The organism is uncultured Sphaerochaeta sp. (assembly GCF_963676625.2).
Classification (GTDB): Bacteria; Spirochaetota; Spirochaetia; order Sphaerochaetales; family Sphaerochaetaceae; genus Sphaerochaeta.
Map to the genome: position 1 here is coordinate 63,414 of NZ_CAXXYB010000008.1, position 19,439 is coordinate 82,852.

16 protein-coding genes are annotated in these 19,439 nt (G+C 47.6%); 2 read left to right on the plus strand and 14 right to left on the minus strand.

Going from position 1 to position 19,439, the window contains the following annotated elements; all coding sequences use genetic code 11:
• Position 1: 1 nt before the first annotated feature.
• The 13 genes from ACHZBG_RS10910 to ACHZBG_RS10970 all read right to left on the minus strand — a co-directional run bounded on the left by ACHZBG_RS10910 (position 2) and on the right by ACHZBG_RS10970 (position 16,027).
• Positions 2-1,162, minus strand: coding sequence for an SDR family NAD(P)-dependent oxidoreductase (locus tag ACHZBG_RS10910; protein ID WP_320129486.1), 1,161 nt, complete (start codon positions 1,160-1,162; stop codon positions 2-4).
• Positions 1,163-1,171: 9 nt separating this feature from the next.
• The gene (locus ACHZBG_RS10915) at positions 1,172-2,491 is read right to left on the minus strand and encodes a PHP domain-containing protein (RefSeq protein WP_320129487.1); all 1,320 of its coding nucleotides are present in this window, start codon (positions 2,489-2,491) and stop codon (positions 1,172-1,174) included.
• Positions 2,492-2,511: 20 nt separating this feature from the next.
• Entirely contained in the window at positions 2,512-4,968 is a 2,457-nt protein-coding gene (locus tag ACHZBG_RS10920) for a thiamine pyrophosphate-dependent enzyme (RefSeq protein ID WP_320129488.1), read from the minus strand.
• A 25-nt stretch (positions 4,969-4,993) separates the two neighbouring features.
• On the minus strand, positions 4,994-6,346 hold the full coding sequence (gene lpdA / locus ACHZBG_RS10925; RefSeq protein ID WP_320129489.1) for a dihydrolipoyl dehydrogenase: 1,353 nt from the start codon (positions 6,344-6,346) through the stop codon (positions 4,994-4,996).
• An 11-nt stretch (positions 6,347-6,357) separates the two neighbouring features.
• On the minus strand, positions 6,358-7,722 hold the full coding sequence (locus tag ACHZBG_RS10930; protein WP_320129490.1) for a dihydrolipoamide acetyltransferase family protein: 1,365 nt from the start codon (positions 7,720-7,722) through the stop codon (positions 6,358-6,360).
• A gap of 17 nt (positions 7,723-7,739) precedes the next feature.
• Positions 7,740-8,495, minus strand: a complete 756-nt coding sequence (locus ACHZBG_RS10935) for a DeoR/GlpR family DNA-binding transcription regulator (RefSeq protein ID WP_320129491.1) — start codon at positions 8,493-8,495, stop codon at positions 7,740-7,742.
• Positions 8,496-8,589: 94 nt separating this feature from the next.
• Positions 8,590-8,907 (minus strand): L-rhamnose mutarotase, encoded by a 318-nt coding sequence (rhaM, locus tag ACHZBG_RS10940; RefSeq protein WP_320129492.1) that lies wholly within the window; start codon positions 8,905-8,907, stop codon positions 8,590-8,592.
• A gap of 1 nt (position 8,908) precedes the next feature.
• Positions 8,909-9,961: an ABC transporter permease gene (locus ACHZBG_RS10945; RefSeq protein WP_320129493.1), complete on the minus strand. Its 1,053-nt coding sequence runs from the start codon at positions 9,959-9,961 to the stop codon at positions 8,909-8,911.
• 4 nt (positions 9,962-9,965) lie between these two features.
• Complete coding sequence (locus tag ACHZBG_RS10950; protein WP_320129494.1) at positions 9,966-10,967, minus strand: ABC transporter permease; 1,002 nt, start codon at positions 10,965-10,967, stop codon at positions 9,966-9,968.
• Entirely contained in the window at positions 10,954-12,477 is a 1,524-nt protein-coding gene (locus ACHZBG_RS10955) for a sugar ABC transporter ATP-binding protein (protein ID WP_320129495.1), read from the minus strand. Before ACHZBG_RS10955 ends, ACHZBG_RS10950 begins: the two co-directional genes overlap by 14 nt.
• An 80-nt stretch (positions 12,478-12,557) precedes the next feature.
• On the minus strand, positions 12,558-13,574 hold the full coding sequence (rhaS, locus tag ACHZBG_RS10960; RefSeq protein WP_320129496.1) for a rhamnose ABC transporter substrate-binding protein: 1,017 nt from the start codon (positions 13,572-13,574) through the stop codon (positions 12,558-12,560).
• 105 nt (positions 13,575-13,679) lie between these two features.
• Positions 13,680-14,780 (minus strand): class II aldolase/adducin family protein, encoded by a 1,101-nt coding sequence (locus tag ACHZBG_RS10965; protein WP_320129497.1) that lies wholly within the window; start codon positions 14,778-14,780, stop codon positions 13,680-13,682.
• Complete coding sequence (locus tag ACHZBG_RS10970; RefSeq protein ID WP_320129498.1) at positions 14,777-16,027, minus strand: L-rhamnose isomerase; 1,251 nt, start codon at positions 16,025-16,027, stop codon at positions 14,777-14,779. The genes ACHZBG_RS10965 and ACHZBG_RS10970 overlap by 4 nt, the downstream gene beginning before the upstream one ends.
• Before the next feature lie 96 nt (positions 16,028-16,123).
• Here ACHZBG_RS10970 and ACHZBG_RS10975 point away from each other — a divergent pair, with 96 nt between their 5' ends.
• On the plus strand, positions 16,124-16,996 hold the full coding sequence (locus ACHZBG_RS10975; RefSeq protein ID WP_320129499.1) for a helix-turn-helix domain-containing protein: 873 nt from the start codon (positions 16,124-16,126) through the stop codon (positions 16,994-16,996).
• On the opposite strand, the gene fucU is transcribed toward ACHZBG_RS10975, so the two are convergent.
• Positions 16,993-17,418 (minus strand): L-fucose mutarotase, encoded by a 426-nt coding sequence (fucU, locus tag ACHZBG_RS10980; protein ID WP_320129500.1) that lies wholly within the window; start codon positions 17,416-17,418, stop codon positions 16,993-16,995. The two genes, ACHZBG_RS10975 and fucU, sit on opposite strands and share 4 nt — an antisense overlap.
• A 120-nt stretch (positions 17,419-17,538) precedes the next feature.
• Between fucU and ACHZBG_RS10985 the strand changes: the two genes are divergently transcribed.
• On the plus strand, positions 17,539-19,365 hold the full coding sequence (locus ACHZBG_RS10985; protein WP_320129501.1) for an L-fucose isomerase: 1,827 nt from the start codon (positions 17,539-17,541) through the stop codon (positions 19,363-19,365).
• Positions 19,366-19,439 lie beyond the last annotated feature (74 nt).

The window sequence follows — 19,439 nt, forward strand, 5'->3', positions numbered from 1 at the left end:
CCTAGTTAAGCATAACCTGTCCACCGGTAACGGGGATGGCCTGACCTGTTTCATATTTTTGTTCGACGATATAGCAAATTGCCCGTATGACATCCTCTGTCCTACATCCCCTGTTCATGGGAACCTTCGATTCATAGAATCTTCTTACATCTTCCACTGTCTTGGCTCCGGGAACCTTCCCAGCGGCAAGATACTGGACAAACAAACCCCTATCAGGGTCCGACCATAGGGGACCATCCAAAAAATTCCCCGGACATACAGCATTTACCTTGATATTGTCCTCGACAAGTTCCAAGGCAAAACTCTGCGTCAGTCCAAGCGTTCCGAACTTGGCCCCTGCGTAGGCTCCATTCTTGTTCGATCCCTGCAAACCCGACTTACTGCTGATGGCGATCAAATCGGTAAAATACTGTTTGGAGGGAATATTTTGGAGAGCTAGGAGATTGGCGGCAAATTTGCTGCAAATAAAGAAGCCTGTATAATCAACGCTGGTGACAAACTGGAAATCCTTCAGGCTCAGGGTCTTCACTGACCCCGCACGCAAGACTCCGGCATTGCTGACAAACAAATCCAAGCCACCTGTTTCCTGCGAAACCTCTTCAAGCATCGCCTTGACCGAATCCTCGTCGGTGACATTCACTTCCAAGGCTTTCGCTACCGTGATGCAAGCCTCATAATTCAGACTGTCGGCAAGCTGCTTGGCACCCTGTACATTCATATCGGCAATGTAGACGAAAGAGCCCAACTCGGAAAGGGAACGGACTATGCCTTCGCCAAACCCCTGGGCTCCACCAGTAACCAAGGCAATCTTATCACGGACAACATCGCTTCTGCTCCTGGAAGGAGGCAAAACAGGAATTGCAGAAACCCCTTCAGAGCGGAAAGCTTCATCATAATTAGTACCAAGTCCAAAGACAAAAGGTTGTCCCTCAACTCCAATGATAGCCGGATATACCTTATGTGAATCACAATACTCAGTGAATTGGTGTTTCCATACCTTCGAAATAGTTTCTATATCATCACCGATTTTTACGGGGGCAAAAACTATATCGGCTTGTTTTTCTGTATGGGAATGGACAAAAAGCCCTTTTTCCCCATCAAAGGTCAAACCGCGTATTACCACGGGAATTTCAGTGGAAATGTTCTGTGAAAAAGTAGCCATATATCACTCCTAATCAAAAAATTGAATACTATCCAAAGGATGACGGGGATCCATCTTTCGTCCAAGTTTTGCATATCTCTCAATGCGTTGTTCCAAGGAAAGAGTGGCAAGAGGATTCTTTTTTGAAAAAAGACCCAGGTTCTCGTCGCAAGTGGATAATTTCTCGTGGGCTACCAAAGCCCAGGCGGAATCGACAAGATGATGGCAACAGGGACCAAGCAACTCAGGACAGTTGAAACTCTGTCGGGAACTGTTGATATCCACCCCGCTGATCTCCATCATGCCACGGTTTTTTGCAAGGGTTTGAAGACGTTGCATCTGCTCGACGGTATTGCGCGGGGGCATGTAGGTAACGGCAGGGAACCCGATATCAGAAAGAAGATCGAAGAGTTCATCAAGATATCCATCCTCAAAATATTCACTCTTCTTGTCGCCGGTAACACTCTGTGCCACATCACCTAGATAGGCATAAGCAGGGATTGCCCCTATGCTCTTCCCGAAACCAACGACCTTTCGGACATCGATGCATTCCGAAACCGCAGGTTGGATAAAGAATCGCGGAAGGAAATTCCCCTTCAACACGCCCAAGAGGTCATAGGCATAATGAGGATTGTATTCATCAAGCAGAAATCCGGAAATAGTCGGCGAGAGAGGCACTTTCAAATCCTTTTCCAGGAATCTGACAAGCTTCTCCCCTTTGCCAAACATATCAATGGTTTGCAAGGCCATTGCATAGAGGATATGACGCTCGGTTATCGATCCACCTTCAGCTGAATGGGAAAGGGGTACGACAGTACGTTCAAAATCCAAGTCATAGCCATACGTACCGACCAAAGCCTGCAAGGCTTCTACCTGAGCCTTGTTCCGTTTATTCCGTTCGATATGCACAGGCTTCAGAAATTCTTCCACTTTGCCAATTTTTTGTCGGGGAACCCCATGGACACACATATAGGCAATTCCCTTGGAATCAGGATTATTGATCTTCCTGTCTCCAAGAGGGGTATCGAGAAAACTTACCCTAAGCTCAAAACCCACGGTACTTGCAATGCCAAGGTTTTGTGCACTGTCAAGCATTTCTTGTGCGGCCCCGATGCTGTCATGGTCGATACTACCGACTATCCCCAATCCTGCCTTCCAGGCCTGAAAAGCTGCGGCAGCAGGTTCATAGGGGCTGAACGACCACGTGGTATGCACGTGGTTGTTCACCTCTTCCAGTCTCTTTTGGACAAGATCTCCTTTGGTTATCTTCGCCCCTAGATCAAGGCTCGCTTCCATACGGGTCAACTTATCCGAATCATTTATTGCAAGTTCCAAATCCTGAATATCCATGGACACCTCTTCTCTGTCGATTATACACCCTCTCGGCTTGTCTTGAGGAATTCTCCGTCAGTGTAATTATGAACGGGAACATACCCCGGCAAAGGAAGTATCTGTTCGTGGATCGCATCAATAACCGAACTGGCCTGGGCAAAGTAATACTCTTCCATTTCAGCTGGAGGCGTAATCCAGTTTTTCGAACCGACAACCACCAATGGAGCATCAAGGGAATCAAAGGCAAGACGATTGAGATTCGAAGCCACTGTATGCATGTAACTGCCACGTTCGGCACTATCAGTAACCAAGACGCCTCTACCGGTCTTGGCAAGGGAAGCTACCAAGGTCTCATACTTCAGTGGATTGATCCACCGCAAGTCTATCACCTCTGCCTTCATGCCAAAATCCTTCTCCAGCTTATCGGCTGCACCAAGAGCCGTATACAAGGCAGGTCCGAGGGAAATCAGGGTAATGGCATCCCCCTCTCTCTTTATGCAAGGTTCTCCTTCCGGTATTTCATAATACCCTTCGGGAACCCCTTCCTTCACAAATTGTTCCCCTATGCCATAGAGTTTCTGGCTTTCAAAGAACACCACCGGATCAGTTCCGCGCAAGGCATAGTTTAGCAGTCCCTTGGCATCATAGGGAGTCGCCGGGTACATGGCTTTCAGGCCAGGGACCGAAGCGACCATACTTGTCCATTCCTGTGAATGCTGGGCCCCGTACTTATTTCCGACGGAAACGCGTAGGACCAAAGGCATTTTCAACACACCGGCACTCATGGCCTGCCACTTGGGCATCTGGTTGAACACCTCGTCCCCGGCGCAACCAAGGAAATCGCAATACATGAGTTCCACCACGGCACGTCCACCACTGAGCGCATACCCGACGCCGCTTCCCACGATCGAGGATTCGGCTATCGGAGAGTTAAAGAAACGGGAAGGAGGAAGCAATTCGGTCAGACCACGATAACAAGCAAAGGCTCCGCCCCAATCCCGATGATCCTCACCATAGGCAATCATGGTAGGATCGATGACAAACCGGTGTGCCATAGCTTCGAAAATTGCATCCCTGTATTGATATTGCCTGGCCGAAGGATAGGGTTTTCCCTCCTCGTCGTAGGCATATCGATTTCTCTGGGCAATTTGCTTCACTCGGAGGTTATCCTCAAGATTCTGCAACAACTCAGGCTTTCTGTCATCAAACTTTTCGACTGTCTGGTTGGAGAACATCACCGATTCCACGAAGGAAGGTCCGACCATAGGACTCAGTGAAGGATCGACGGTAACAGACATGGTCTTGCGCATCTTTTCTTCAAGAATCGAGTCAAAGCCCTCAAGATCGGTCTTGGTGACAAGTTTGTTTTCCAACAGGTAGGCTGCATAGGTATCTATCGGATCCTGGGCCTTGAAGGCCTCAAGCTCTTCCTTGGTCCGGTACGTCATTGCATCGGAGGGACTGTGTCCACTGAAACGATAGGTAATGGTATCGAGGAAAGCAGGTCCCTTTCCTTGTTCCAACAAAGCCTTCTTTCTGCCAGTGGCATCAGCTACTGCCAAAGGATTGAAACCATCGACCCGTTCGGTATGCATCGATTCGGCATTGATGCCGCAGGCAACCCGGGCAGGGAGTCCATACCCCATGGTTTCCCCGATAGGTTGTCCACCCATAGCATAGAAGTTATCAAAGCAGTTGAGCAGGAATGGGGGATACCCCTTGTTTTCCTCCCAAAGCGTATTGTATTGGTCCATGGAAGAAAGCACCAAACCTTCCCAGACAGGCCCCCGGGCCATGGCACCATCGCCGATATTGGCAATGACGATACCCTTTTTCCGGTTTATTTTCTTGAAGAGGGCCGCACCGACGGCAATGGTACAGGACCCACCGACGATGGCATTGTTGGGCATGCTCCCGAACGGCTCAAAGAACGTATGCATGGAACCACCGAGACCACGGGAAAACCCTGTTTTCTTGGCATATATTTCCGCTAGGGCACCATATAGGACAAAGTTCTCGGCAAGGTCGCGAACATTTTTTCCCTGATGGTGTTTCTCGACAACCTTGAAGGTATCGCCACCCATGAAATTTTCCATAACCTCCATCAGGTCGTTGTCGTTCATCTTCCAGATGGCGGACATACACTTTGCCAGGATTTCCCCATGACTTCGGTGGGAACCGAATATCTGGTCCTCGGGATTGAGTACCATCGACTGCCCTACCGCCGCCGACTCCTGGCCGGCAGAAAGATGGGCAGGCCCCTTATGATTATATTGAATTCCCTGATAGACCCCTTCCTTCTTGATGGTATCGAGCATTGTCTCGAATTTCCTGATCAAGAGCATGTCATAATAGGCACGTACCAAACGGTCCTTGCCATATAGTTTCAGTTCTTTTTTAATGTCACCCTCGTATTGGTTAACCGGGATTGACGGTGTGGAAATCATCTGTCTCCCACGTAAGGTTGCGGGATCGAAAGAAAGCGTTCTGGACATATTGCAAACTCCTTTTGTTTTATTCCTAAATGCTATGGTCGATTGCGAAACAGGCATCCTTGATCAATTCCGAGACGCTGGGATGGGGAAATATAATTTCCTTTACTTCCTGCACCCGCAATTCGGATTCTATGAGAGCGGAAGCACCCCAGATCATCTCACTGCTGTATGGTCCGAGCAGATGGATTCCCAAGATACACCCAGTCTTTGCATCAGAGACGACCTTCACCAACCCTCCGGCTCGCTTGCCCTGTTCTGCAAGGAATCTGCCGTTGGATCGCATCTGGACCGTTGCACACGCAACTTCCCGTCCCTGTTTGGCAACTTCACTTTCGGTAAGCCCGCACCCAGCGGCTTCAGGACTTCCGTAGACGGCCCAAGGAACAGCGTTGTAACGCATTTTTTGTTTGGTAGTGCCATAGATGTTCGAGATGGCCACTTCAGCCATTCTTGAGGCACTATGGGCAAGCAAGGAACGTCCATTGACATCCCCAATTGCATAAATAGTGGAAATATTGGTCTGCATCCTGTCGTTTACCAAAATCCCCCTGCGATCGATATCGAGCTTGAGATTTTCCATTCCGGCGATATTCGGACGTCTTCCGACACTCATGAGGACCAAGGAAGCTTCTATTGCCTTGGCATTTCCCTTTGCATCGGTATAGCGGACTTCCTTCTCGGTAATCTCACCGACTTTGCACCCAAGGTGAAAGTCGACCCCTTTCATTTCTCGACGCATCAACTTGGCAAATTCGCCATCCATCATGGGAAGAATCTCATCCATCATCTCTATTACGGTGACTTTTGTCCCGATCATCGAGAAGTAAGAGGCAAATTCCACCCCGATGACCCCTCCTCCGATTATCACCAGAGAGGAAGGTACTTCAGATACCTGAAGAATTTCATTGCTGGTCAACACATGTGCAAGCTTGCTACCGGGAATGGGAGGCACAAAGGGTGAGGATCCTGTTGCCACGATCAGATGATCACATTCATGGGTCTCCCCATTGACCGAGACATGGTGGGCATCGACAAACGAAGCCTCACCAAAAGCAGTCTCCACCTTATTCGATTTCATGAGAAATTCGATCCCGCTGCGCAAGGTCTTGACTGTCTTTTCCTTCCAGGCCATCGCTTCCTCAATAGAATAGGAGGCTTGCTGGACATGTACGCCCAGGGAAGTACTTTCCGTCGCATAATGAAAATGTTTTGCCGTATTGAGCAAGCTCTTGGTAGGGATGCACCCCCAGTTGGTACAAACACCACCAAGATTATCTTTTTCGATAAGCAATACCTTTTTCCCGAGGGAACCTGCACGTTCAGCAGCAACATACCCGCCAGGACCGGAACCAACTACAATCAAATCATACTGAGACATCAAATGTCCTCCTACTTAGCCAACAACATGTCAATCGAAGCTATGTTGTCCACAAGGGTCTTCAACAAACGAGCGGCATCGGCGCCATCCACCGCTTGATGGTCCATCGTCAGGGAAAGCCCCATATGGGGAATGAATTCCACTGTCCCATCCTTGCTTTCCACAGGTTTCAAGAAAATCCCGCCGACCCCAAGAATGGCGACTTCCGGAATATTGATGACCGGGGTGAACGATTCTATTCCGAAGGAACCGACATTGCTCACCGTAATGGTACTTCCCGTCAATTCTTCAGGTGAGGCACTTCCCTCCTTGCATTTTGCTGCAAGTCTCTTTGCCTCATTGGAAATCCCCAGAAGGGTCAAAGCTCCTGCATTTCTTATTACCGGGACAAGGAGCCCTCGTGGGGTATCGGTTGCCATGCCTATATGAACTTGCTCGAACCGAACGATGGTATCTCCCAGAAAATGGGCATTGAAAGCCGGGAATTGCTCCAAAGTGCGGGACAAGGCAAAAAGTACCAGATCATTGAGAGTGATTCCGTTGACACCGAGTTCAGGCTTGCTTGCCTTGAACGAAGCGCGCAAACTCTTCATTGCCCTGGCATCGGCAAAGGCATTGAGTGTTAACTGACAAGTCCCGTGCATCGATTCCATCATTCTTCTGGCAGTAACCTTTCGAATGCCTTTTACAGGAATCTTGGTTATGGGTCCAGGGAAAGAAGCATCCAGGACAGGTTGTGCAACAGCAGAGGCAAAAGTATCTTCTTTGTTGGTTGCCGTCAGATCAGAAACCAAGACCCTGCCTCCGATACCATTACCAAAAAGGGGAGGAACCAGACCTTCAGACAGGGAGACTGCCTTGGCCGCCGGACTGAGGGGCTTGCCCTCATAGGCGATTACATCGCGTTCGATAATCCTGTGCTTGGGGCCCGTCGCACCAAGGGTTTCAATATTGATCCCTTTTTTTTGAGCAAGATTTCGGGCCCTGGGACTGATCTGCTTCCCATCAGAAGCGACTGTTCCCACCTTCTGGTCTGCCAAAGATTCTGTGGAAGCAGAGGAGACAGGAGCAGAAGAACCTTCAACTTCCGTAGTGTCCTGCTCTTTTGCACCGTCAACTGGAATTTCGACCTTTTCCCCTTTTTCCCCTACAAGCGCAATGGGTACCATTACAGGGACATCATCGCCCTCAGCATACAGAAGTGCAAGAATCGTTCCCTCGGCAGTCGATTCAACATCAATGGTCGACTTATCAGTTTCGGCGGAGCACAAGATATCCCCTACGGAAACCTCCTCCCCTACTTTTTTTCTCCATTCAACCAAGATACAGGACTCTACCGAGTTTCCTTGCTTTGGCATCACTACTTGCTGCGCCATATGGATCTCCTTTTTCTCTATTGCGCGATGATGACCTCGACCCCAAGTTCTTCAAGTTCCCGGGTGAGATCCTTTGGAAAGCCACTGTCAGTGACAATGGTATCTATTTCTGTTACGGGCATGATTCGGACAAAACCCCTGTTTCCGACCTTTGAGGAATCTACGCAAAGAACTCTCCTGGTAGCCTGGGAACACATCCTCTGGACAACTTGGGCGTTTTCAATCAAAGCTGTCGTCAGCCCATGTTCCATGGTAATGCCATCGGTACCGAAAAATGTAATGGAAACATGATAGGCTTCTATCTGGGCAATTGCCGCAGGCCCGACCAAAGCTTCCGCCTGAGATCTGTATTCACCACCCACTATTGTTATATCCAAACCGGTATTGGCACGGCCATAGGGAAGCAAGAGCGTTGAATTGGTTACGACTTTTACATTCTTGAGCCCGAAGAGATAGCGGGCAATCAGGGAACAGGTTGAACCGTTGGTAATCATGATGCAATCACCATCGCCAACCAAGGAGGCGGCTGCTTTTGCAATCAGTTCCTTTTCCTGGGTATGGGAGGCATCACGTAAAGAAGATTGGGGACAAGAGGCTGCAACGACACTCCCGTGGGAACGCACCACCAGCCCTTTTGCATCGAGATCACGCAAATCACCACGAATGGTGACTGCCGATACCCCCAACACCTTGCTCAATCGGGTTACAGGGTACTCTTCACCGCTTCTCAGCAGTTCAAGAATCTGTTCTTCCCTGGAAGAAATCCCTACCATGTATCACTCCTGCTTTCATTTAACTTTCTAAACGCTTTCGATTGTATTATCTTTATCGCATTAAATCAAGTAGAAATGAAAGCAAAAATCCATTTCAATCCATATGAAAGACTTCTTCCAGAGGAATGGATACAGGCGAATTATCTGGATTTGTCTCCATGATATCCGCCATATAAGTCCACCAACGTTGCACAATAGGGTCAAGGGCAAGATCCTGGGATCCTCCCTCGCCCGATATTTTCTGAAAGGCAAAGAGATTGAGCGTCTTTTTGTCAAGGAATATGGAATAGTCGAATACCCCACTATGCGAAAGCAGTGCTTTCAGTTCAGGCCAAATGGCAGCATGCCGACGTTGGTATTCTTTTTCAAATCCTTTTTTCAACTTCATTACAAAAGCCAGACGTTGCTCCATTTCAAATCTCCTCGAGTTTATGATGCTGTTGCAGCCTCAATTTCCTGTTTGCCTTATATAGGTCCAAGAGCCTTGGCAACAAGACAGCAATGATAAGCAAGGAACCAACCACGATTGTCATGACAGTGCCCGAGAACTTCAACAGGCCCATACCAAACTTGAGATACCCTACCAACAGGGAACCTATGATGACACCAAAGACAGAACCTTTGCCTCCGGTAATCGAGACACCACCCAAAACTACCAGGGTAATGATCTCCATATCCCAGCCAGTGGCAATGTTCGATCTGACCGAAAGAATTCTCGAGGCAAGCAGAAATCCACCAAGACCACAAAAGAGACCAGTGAGAGTAAAATTGATTACCCTGATTCGCTTCACGTTGATTCCCGAGAATCTTGCACTTTCACAACTATTGCCGATTGCATAGAGTCTCCGTCCATAAGTTGTCTTATGCAGCACAAAGGCAAAGATTGCGGCAAAAAACAAATACAGGACAAATTCAAAGGGAATGACCGTACCAGGGATGAATTCCTGGCCAAAAAAACCAAAACCCTGAGGGTACTTCGTGCAGGCATGTTCCCCCAAAAGTCCCGTGGGTATGCCACGATAGATATTCTGGGTTGCAAGGGTAACCGCAATCGCGGGCATCTCCAAACCAGTTATGAGCAAGCCATTTATCAAACCGGCCAAGGTTCCTACCAAAAGGGCCAGGATGAGCAAGGTAGGGATGTTTGCGCCCTTTTCCGCTGCAGTTCCGACGACAAAGCCACTCAAGGCCACTATGGAGGCTATCGAGATATCGATATCCCCGCACATGATAATGAAAATCATGGGAAGAGCCAGTAGAGCCTTCTCAGAAAACTGGAAGGTTGCATTCATGAGATTGAACCCATCCCAGAAGTACGGTGTCATATTGGAGAAAAAAACAACCAGTACAAAAAAGATGATGCAGAGCAACACTTCCCATCGGGTAAAGATATCTATCAATCGGTTCTTGATGGATCCTTCATGTATCAAACGGCCTTCCGACCCAAGTTTTTTACCTTCATTCATTCTGCTAACCTCTTCTCTGCGCAAGCAGCTTCCTGTTTTTTCGTTGGTCGGAAATCGTATTCATAGCCAAAGCGAACAAGACGATCAAACCCTGGACACACGTTTGCCAGAATACAGAGAGATAGATGACAGGAAGGGCGTTGGTAATGACTCCAAGGAATAACGTACCTATTGCCACCCCCACGATTCCTCCGGCACCTCCTGCAAAGTTGACCCCTCCGAGCACACAGGCTGCTACCGCCTGCATCTCAAACCCTGTGGCCATCTCATTGACAGCCGAGGCATACCGAGCGGTCCAGAGAGAACCAGCAAGACCACTGAGGCTACCGCTGATCAAGAAGACGACCAAACGGACCCGGCTTTCATTCACTCCTACAAATTTAGCGGCATTGGGATTCCCCCCGATGGCGTAGACCTCTCGTCCGGTTCTGGTATATCGACTGAAATAGTAGAATAAGGCAATCACGGCAAAGGCTATCCAGAGTAAAACAGAGATTCCAAGAAAAGTCGTACGGGGAAGAGCTATATACGAATCGGTCATTTCATAGGCAGTTACCCACGTTCCTCCGCTTAATAAGAAGGTCATTCCACGATAGATACTGACCGTCCCCAAGGTGGTAATGATGGGAGGAATCTTTCCATAGGCTACAAGAACTCCATTAAAGAGGCCCAAAATGGCACCTATGCCAATACCTACGACTAAAAGCAACGGGGCAGGCAACTCAGGATGTGCTTCATTGAGCATGCCACAAGCCATTCCGGTAAAGGCAATGACTGAACCAACAGACAGATCGATGCCATTGGAGAGTATTACATAGAACTCACCTATGGAAACAATGACCAGGATGGCCATATCATTAAGTATCGTGCTGATATTCTTCATTGATATAAATTGTGGGGACCGCACGGTTATCGGCACCAGCAACAATATCAACAAGATAAGCAGGGAGGACTCACGCCTGGCAAAGGATTTTTTCAAAAAGGCACTGAAACTATTGTCTTGCATGGGATTCCTCCGTCTGGATATTTCCGATGGCCGATCGCATTACGTTCTCAGCGGTGATATCCTTTTTCTCAATGATGGCGGTTTGCAATCCCTCATGCATGACAAGTACCCGATCAGCCATACCAATGACCTCAGGCAATTCCGAGGAAATCAGGATGACAGCCACCCCGCGACTTGCCATTTCACAGACAAACTCGTGCACCGCGGCCTTGGTGGCCACATCAATGCCCTTGGTAGGTTCATCGAGGATCAATATGCTGGGCTCTGTACCCAACCATTTGGCAAGAACCACTTTCTGCTGATTACCCCCCGAAAGGGTATCTGCGTCAACAAAATAGCCAGCGGATTTGATTTCCATCTGATTTCCATGCTTCTGCACATAGACTTGTTCGGCATGCTTTTTCGAGACAAACTTTTTCCAGCTCAATGAACTGATGACAGGTAGCGAAATATTATGAGTCAGGGACATCTTCAAGACCAGCCCTTGTTTTTGCCGATCTTCGGGAACCAGGGCAATACCCTTGGCCATGGCATCCTGAGGATTTCTCGGAGAATAGCTCATTCCCTCGATCTCCATGACGCCGCCTGAGGCTTCGTCTATACCAAATATAGTTCTCACCACTTCGGTCCGGCCTGCTCCCACGAGTCCAAAGAGGCCGAGTATCTCACCTTTATGAAGCTCAAAGGAAATATCCTTGAATGCTCCTATCTGGGAGAGCTTCGAAACCTTGAGAATAGTATCGCCTATATTGGCATTATGTTGGGGATACATCTGGTCGATACTTCGACCGATCATCATATTGATGATATCGTCTTCCTTGCTATCCTTTACAAAACCTTCTCCGATATATTGGCCATCTCGCAATACCGTAAAATAATCACAGATTTCGAAGATTTCTTCAAATTTATGGGAAATGAAAAGAATGGCTTTACCTTTAGCTTTCAAATCCCGGACAATTCTGAACAGATCCTCAACTTCTCGGCCAGTTAGGGCTGAAGTCGGTTCGTCCATTATCACCAACTTTGCATCAAGCGAAAGAGCCTTGGATATCTCCACCATGTGGCGTTTGGCTACACTGAGATTCTTGACCAATGTATCAGGGTCTATATCCAATTGCATCTGGGAAAGCAGCTGGCGGGTATTTTCCGTCATCTGTTTCCAATCAAGCTTATGGGTCCGCTCATTTCGTAGATGATGACCCATGAATATATTTTCTGTGACACTGAGTTCAGGAAACATTGAGGCTTCCTGATGAATTGCGACAATTCCTGCTTCCTGGGCCTCGATTGCATTCTTGAATGCAATTTCCTTGCCATCGAGGACTATTGTTCCTTCCGTAGGTATATATACCCCGGTCAATATTTTTACCAATGTGGATTTTCCCGCTCCATTTTCCCCGATAAGGGCATGGACCTCACCGCTCCTGACTGTCAGATGAACATCGTCCAGAGCTCTGATCCCGGGAAAAATCATGGTAAGGTCATGAACTTCCAACAATGCCTGTCGCATCGTGCCTCCTTGAATAACCGCAAAAATGCCAAGACAGAAAACGGCCCCCGTCCTCTTGATCGGGCGGGAGCCTATTACACCTAGAAAATCGCTGCGTACTGTTCAATATTGTCTTTGTTGAATACATACGGGGTGCTCATGTAGATGAGTCCGTCTTTCTCGACCTTTACGGATTTCATGCGTCCGGCAGGAATGACTTCACCGACAGAGCCCTTGGAGGTTCCATTAATGAGGGCAGAGAGGATATACGTGGAAGTATAACCAAGGTCAATCGGGTTCCAAAGAGCCATTTCACGACAAGTTCCGTCCAGGATATAGCCCTTCATTTCGGAAGGAAGACCAAGACCGGTAACCTCTACCTTTCCAGTCATTTTAGCATCCTTGACAGCCTGGGCCGTTGCAAGAAGACCAACAGTGGTCGGACAGATGATGGCTTTGAGATTAGGATATTTTTTCATCAAGGATGTTGCTTCACGATAGCTCTTGTCCGGAGCATCATCGCCATAGACTACTTCAACAAGCTTCATGTTTGCATATTTAGGATCCTTGATCTCTTCCTTCATCCAATTGATCCAGAGGTTCTGGTTCGTTGCCTGGGCGGAGGCAGAAAGAACAGCGATATCACCTTTCATGCCGGTAAGTTCCGCGGCAAGTTGAATCTGCTGGCGTCCGATCAATTCAGCATTGCTGGGCAGAAGGTCGACGATACGACCACCTACATTGATGCCTGAATCAAAGGAAATCACCTTGATACCAGCGGCCATAGCTTTCTTGGCAACAGGAATAAGGGCATCTGCATCATTTGCGGAAATTGCGATTCCATCAACTCTCTGGGCGATCAAGGATTCAATGATCTCAATCTGGCCTTCGGCAGTTGCCTGTGAGGGAGCCATATAGGTGGTCTTCATTCCACCGATTTCCCCTACAGCCTCTTGGCTTCCCTTGAATACTGCATCAAAGAACCCATTTCCCATGCTCTTGCAAAGGATGACGATTTGTTTTTCACCTTTTACGGCAGCCTCGTCCTTTGTCCCTTGGGCAAAACCCATGCCCAAAACCATCGTAGCGATAAGCATTGCCAACAACACTTTTTTCATCACAAACTCCTTTTGTCTGTTTTCCGGATATTCCGGAATCTATCTGCAAACCCGGACGTCCGGGCAAAACAGCCTTTCTAATAAGGAAGAACCTCCATTACATCCTTATTTGGTAGCCAATGAACTTCTATACTTCTCAACCTCCCAGGTCCTGATAAAATCAATCATCGCGGTATCCATGAACTGAGGTCCACCAAAACTCTCGCTATAGACACTGACCGAAACCGTATCGAAGAACAGGGCCAGTGCATTATTTCCAAGTGCAAATACCCCAAGATTTTGTACACAGACAATCTTTGGATCCTTTCCATTCTCTTTTGCGTACAAGGAAAATGCCGTTTTGACAGAAGAGCCCAAACTATCGGACCCACGTTCATGACTGACCCAAAGTGGTTTGAAACCGCTATAGACAATATGGTCTGGGGTATAGGCAGAGGAAACAGAAGCAAAAGAGCTCTCATCGGATAGGATACGTGCAAATTCCTTGTTCATGGCAGCAACAACAGGTTCTGAACAAACCTCTGACAAGCTCCTTGTCACTTCTTGCATTCTTTCGGCATCCATATCGACAGAGGTGAAATCTGGTTTTCGTTTCACTTCCTTTTCAATGGAATCAAAGACGTCCTTATACATTTGATCAATCTCTTGTAGAGTGTCGGCACCGACAAAAATTCCATGGTTCTGCAAAAAGATGATATGTACAGGGTTTTCGCCTTTTTCCTTTTTTCGGTTCATGGCGTTTCTTACAGTCTCGGCCAGGATATACCCGGGCTTTACCAAGGGTACCCACAAAGCTTGGGGAAACATCCGCTTGATGGTCTCTTTCCCTTTTTGGGAACAAGTAATCCCATTCACCAAGGCTGGATGCAGGTGTACTACATACGCGAATGGAATAATTGCGTGCAACAAGGCTTCCACGGAGGGCCTGGCATCTTCGCCAGGGAGCCTGCAGGCCATCAGATCCTTGAGAACCTGATCCTCCCGTTGCTCATCATCAGGTGAATACACCTTGGCCCAGATTTGGGCCAACTTTTCAAGATCCATCCGGACAAATCCCTGAGGCCCTATGGAACCCAGCTTATGCCCCGAGGCTTTCACATACATGATATTACCATCCTTGAAAGAGGTATTACCGCCTCCCAAAAGGACCATGCCCGTATCGCTTCCATAGCGACGTGAGGTTTCTATCAGTTTCTCAAGACTCATTCCCGTTCCCCCAACACTTCCTTCTCATAACCAGCTACAAGTTCGATAAGTTCGCTTTCCAGCGGAGCACCGTTTCTCCTGCAAAATTCATCCCAAACATAGCCAAAGGGCATTACAGCCTGCTGTTCCAGCAAGGCCATCTGGGCATACCCATTTCCTGTCTCTTCATAGCGAATGAGCAAGTTGATGGGTTCAAGCAAAGCAAACAGCAAGGCTTTTCGCATTGCCCTCACTCCAGTTACCCAAGCCCCGATCCTATTGATGGAAGCATCAAAAAAGTCCATTCCGATATGAGCTTGGGAAAGTTTTCCGCTTCTTACCAATTCCTCGGCTACCATTTTTATTTTATCGTTGAACAAAACTACATGGTCACTATCCCAGTGCATTGGACGACTTACATGTAGCAGAATCTCATCATCAAAGAGAAGGATTGCCGATAATTTGTCCGAAATATCCTCTTCAGTATGGAAGTGACCCATATCAAGACAAAGCATCTTATGGTTGCGCGCAGCATAATTCATGTAAAACTCATGGGAACCAACGACAAAGGCTTCGCTCCCAATTCCAAAAAGCTTGGTTTCCAAGGCATCCCGCATCTGGTCAGCAGGATATTCAGTTTCGAAAATTTCATCCAGGGACTCCTTGAGAATGGACCGATAGCCGAATTTATCAACAGCCAGATTTTTCATTCCATCGGGAATCCAGGTATCGAGAATGCAGGGACTTCCCTGCTCACGACCTATCCAGGCGGCTATCCTGCGACAACGTTTCTCATGTTCAAGCCAGAACTGGCGTATTTTTTCATCCTTGCTTGCCAAGGTAAAACCATCATCAGCAAGAGGATGGCTAAAAAAGGTACCATTAAAGTCCAACTTGACATTATTTTCTCTGGCCCACGAAACCCAGCCTTTATAGTATTTTTCTTCAATCTGATCACGTTCAACAAAGGTACCACCAAATTCACCATAGCTTGCATGAAGATTTACTCGATTTGTCCCTGGCACCAACGAAAAGACCTCTTCAAGATCCTGGCGTAGCTGAGCCACGGTCTTTGCTTTTCCAGGATAACGTCCGGTAGCTTGGATGCCCCCCCCTGCCAAAGCAGAGTCAGGCTTCTCAAATCCACCTACATCATCACCTTGCCAGCAATGAATCGAAATAGGTACTTCTGCAAGTTCCTGCAAAACAGAATCCGTATCTACACCATATTTTGCATATGCCTTTTTGGCAATTTCATAATCTGTCATAAAGAATCCCCTTATCCATGCATATTCTATCTATAGTTTGCCACTAATTCCAAATTCTGCCTTGACAGAATAATCAATTACTAGCACAATTTTATCATGTCATACAGAATATTGAGTGAACGCACCTTCTTTCATGACCAAGGATTCCGGGTCAAGGTAATCAAAAGAGATCCAGAGATACCCTATTCCTTACATAGTCATGAGTTTTTCGAACTGGTGATCGTCCTTTCAGGAACAGGAAATCATATTACCAAGAATGAAAAACAACCAATTTCAGCAGGAATGGCATTCCTCATTCGGCCTCATTTCGAACATGGATATGAAGATGTGGACAATCTGATCCTTTATAATATTTTAATCGGGAAGGAAGTCCTATCAGAAAGCATGGTTGATCTTTCTGAGATTGCCGGTTTCAAATCCCTGGTGCTTCATGTCAAGAATTCCTTGCCGATTCTCCGACTCACGACTTCCCAACAAGAGGCGGCCTTGACCTTGATCGGGAAAATCAAAAAGGAAACGGAAGGTATGGTATTCGGCAAGGGAACCGCAACCATGATTTATGCAAATTTGTTGCAATTGATCGTCATGCTCTCCCGTTCCCATCAGGCAACAGTAGAGAAAACAAAATGCATCGGAAATCAAAGGATATCGAAGCTTATTACGTTTCTCGAGCAAAACCTCAATAGACCGATCTCCCTGCAAGAGCTTGCCTCCAGGGCCAATATGAGTACAAGTACCCTCAACCGCTATTTCCAGGCAACCACCGGATGGTCCCCTATCGAGTTTCATATACGTAGACGAGTCAAATTTGCCTGTTCCCTTATCCAGACAAGCAAGTTGACCATGGAGGAAATTTCCGAGGCCACGGGCTTTTGTGATGGAAATTACTTTGCAAGGCAATTCAGAAAAGTAATGGCCATGAGCCCGCGGCAATACAAGCGAATCTGGACCAGTCAGTCCCAGGCCTAGAGTACTACGCCCTTCTTGATGAGAATATTGGCATAGAGGGCAGTTTCTCCCGTTGCAACGATTGCATAAGATTTTCTTGCCCGATCATAGAAGGCATACCGCTCAATGAATTTGAATCCCTTGAAGTTCGGATCTCCCTCTTTTGCGAGTTTCTCATACTCTTTCCAAATAGGAGTCTCGACTGCATCCCCGGGTACCTTCTCCATGAGAAAGGCATTGTCGGTGTATTTATCCAAGGGAAATAGACTCAGTATTGCCGAGAAAATTTCTGGAACCCCATGGCCGTCAAGCCGAATGACTCTTTCGTTGGTGGAGGCAGCAGGAAAGTTTCCGTCGCCGATGACCAATTCATCCCCATGACCCATCTCCATTAGCACTTTCAACAGCTCCGGGCTGATAATCGAAGGAATGTTCTTTAGCATTTTTTTCTCCTCTGTTCGTTGTCAATCAATAAAAAACAAGTTGCAAATCAGTGCGTAACATGTAATACTTACCGTAATGTAAACGATTACATAGCTCATGATATACCAAGGAGGTTCAGTATGGCAAATGTTTCTGAAATTAAATCCATCGGACCGGAAAATCGATATGCAGGCTCCTTTCCCAAGATCGGAATACGACCAGTTATCGATGGAAGGCAACGGGGAGTTCGGGAATCACTCGAAGTCCAGACAATGAATATGGCAAAATCAGCTGCCAAACTTATCAGCGATAACGTCAAGTATTCCAATGGTAAGCCAGTTGAATGCGTCATTGCAGACACTACTATCGGAGGCGTCCGTGAGAATGCGGACTGCGCTGCAAAATTTGAAAAGGAAGGGGTTGCCATAACCCTCACCGTCACCCCTTGCTGGTGCTATGGGACAGAAACTTTTGATATGAATCCCATGACAGTAAAAGCTGTTTGGGGATTCAATGGCACGGAACGACCTGGTGCCGTATATTTGGCCGCCGTGCTGGCTGCCCATACCCAAAAAGGACTTCCTGCCTTTGGTATCTATGGCCGGGATGTCCAGGATAGCAATGACACCTCCATCCCTGATGATGTATCGGAAAAAATCCTGAGATTTGCCCGCGCCGGAATTGCAGTGGCAACCATGAGAGAAAAAAGCTATCTGTCCATCGGTGGCTGTGCCATGGGTATTGCCGGCTCCATCGTTGACCAGGACCTACTTCAGGACTATCTGGGCATGCGCACCGAAGCCATCGACATGTGCGAGATCGAACGTAGGATTGTCGAGGGAATCTATGACCACGAAGAGTTTGAAAGAGCTATCAAATGGGTAAAAGAAAATTGCATCCAGCCCAAAGATACGGTAAATGAAGAAAAATACCGGAGGACTGAGGACCAGCTGAAGACTGATTGGGAATACTGTACCAAGATGGTCATGATCGGCCGGGACTTGATGATCGGGAACCAGAAACTCGCAAAAATCGGGTTCGGTGAAGAATCGCTTGGTCACAATGCACTGTTTTCCGGTTTCCAGGGACAGAGACAATGGACTGATCATTGGCCAAATGGCGACTTCATGGAAACCATGCTCTGCACTTCCTTTGACTGGAACGGAATTCGGGAACCCTATGTAATGGCTACCGAGAATGATTTCCTCAACGGTATCGGCATGCTCTTTGGTAAACTTCTGACCAACCGTGCCACAATCTTCAGTGATGTACGGACCTATTGGAGCCCGAATGCCATTGAACGAGTAACCGGATGGAAACCAGAAGGTCTTGCCAAGGAAGGATTCATCCACTTGATCAACAGTGGTGCAACAACACTCGACGCTGCAGGCAAGATGAAGAATGCCAAGGGTGAAAGCGAGATGAAGCATTTCTGGGACATTACCAGTGAAGATGTAGCCAACACCTTGGATAACACGCGTTTCAGTGCAGCAAACTGCGGATACTTCAGGGGCGGCGGATTCAGTTCGACCTTCCTCAGTGAAGGCGGAATGCCGGTGACCATGGTTCGCGTAAATACGGTCAAGGGATTGGGACCTGTATTGCAGATTGCCGAAGGGTGGACCTGTGAAGTACCCGAAAAGGTCTTTGACATCATCAACAAGCGAACTGACCAGACTTGGCCGACTACTTGGTTTGTTCCACGCACGGATGGCAAGGACGGTCCGTTCAAGGATGTGTATTCTGTCATGGCCAACTGGGGTGCAAACCATGGGGCAATCAGTTATGGGCATATCGGGGCTGATATGATCACCCTTTGCTCAATGCTTCGCATTCCTGTATGCATGCATAACGTCCCGGACCAAGAGATATTCAGACCGAGTGCTTGGTCAATGATGGGCATGGATAAGGAAGGTGCCGATTTCCGCGCTTGCCAGACCTTTGGACCCTTGTACGGAACGTATTGAGAATCAAGGCAATGACGAAGAAAGGGAGCTACCGACAAAAATCGGTGACTCCCTTTTTATTTCAGCACAATCAA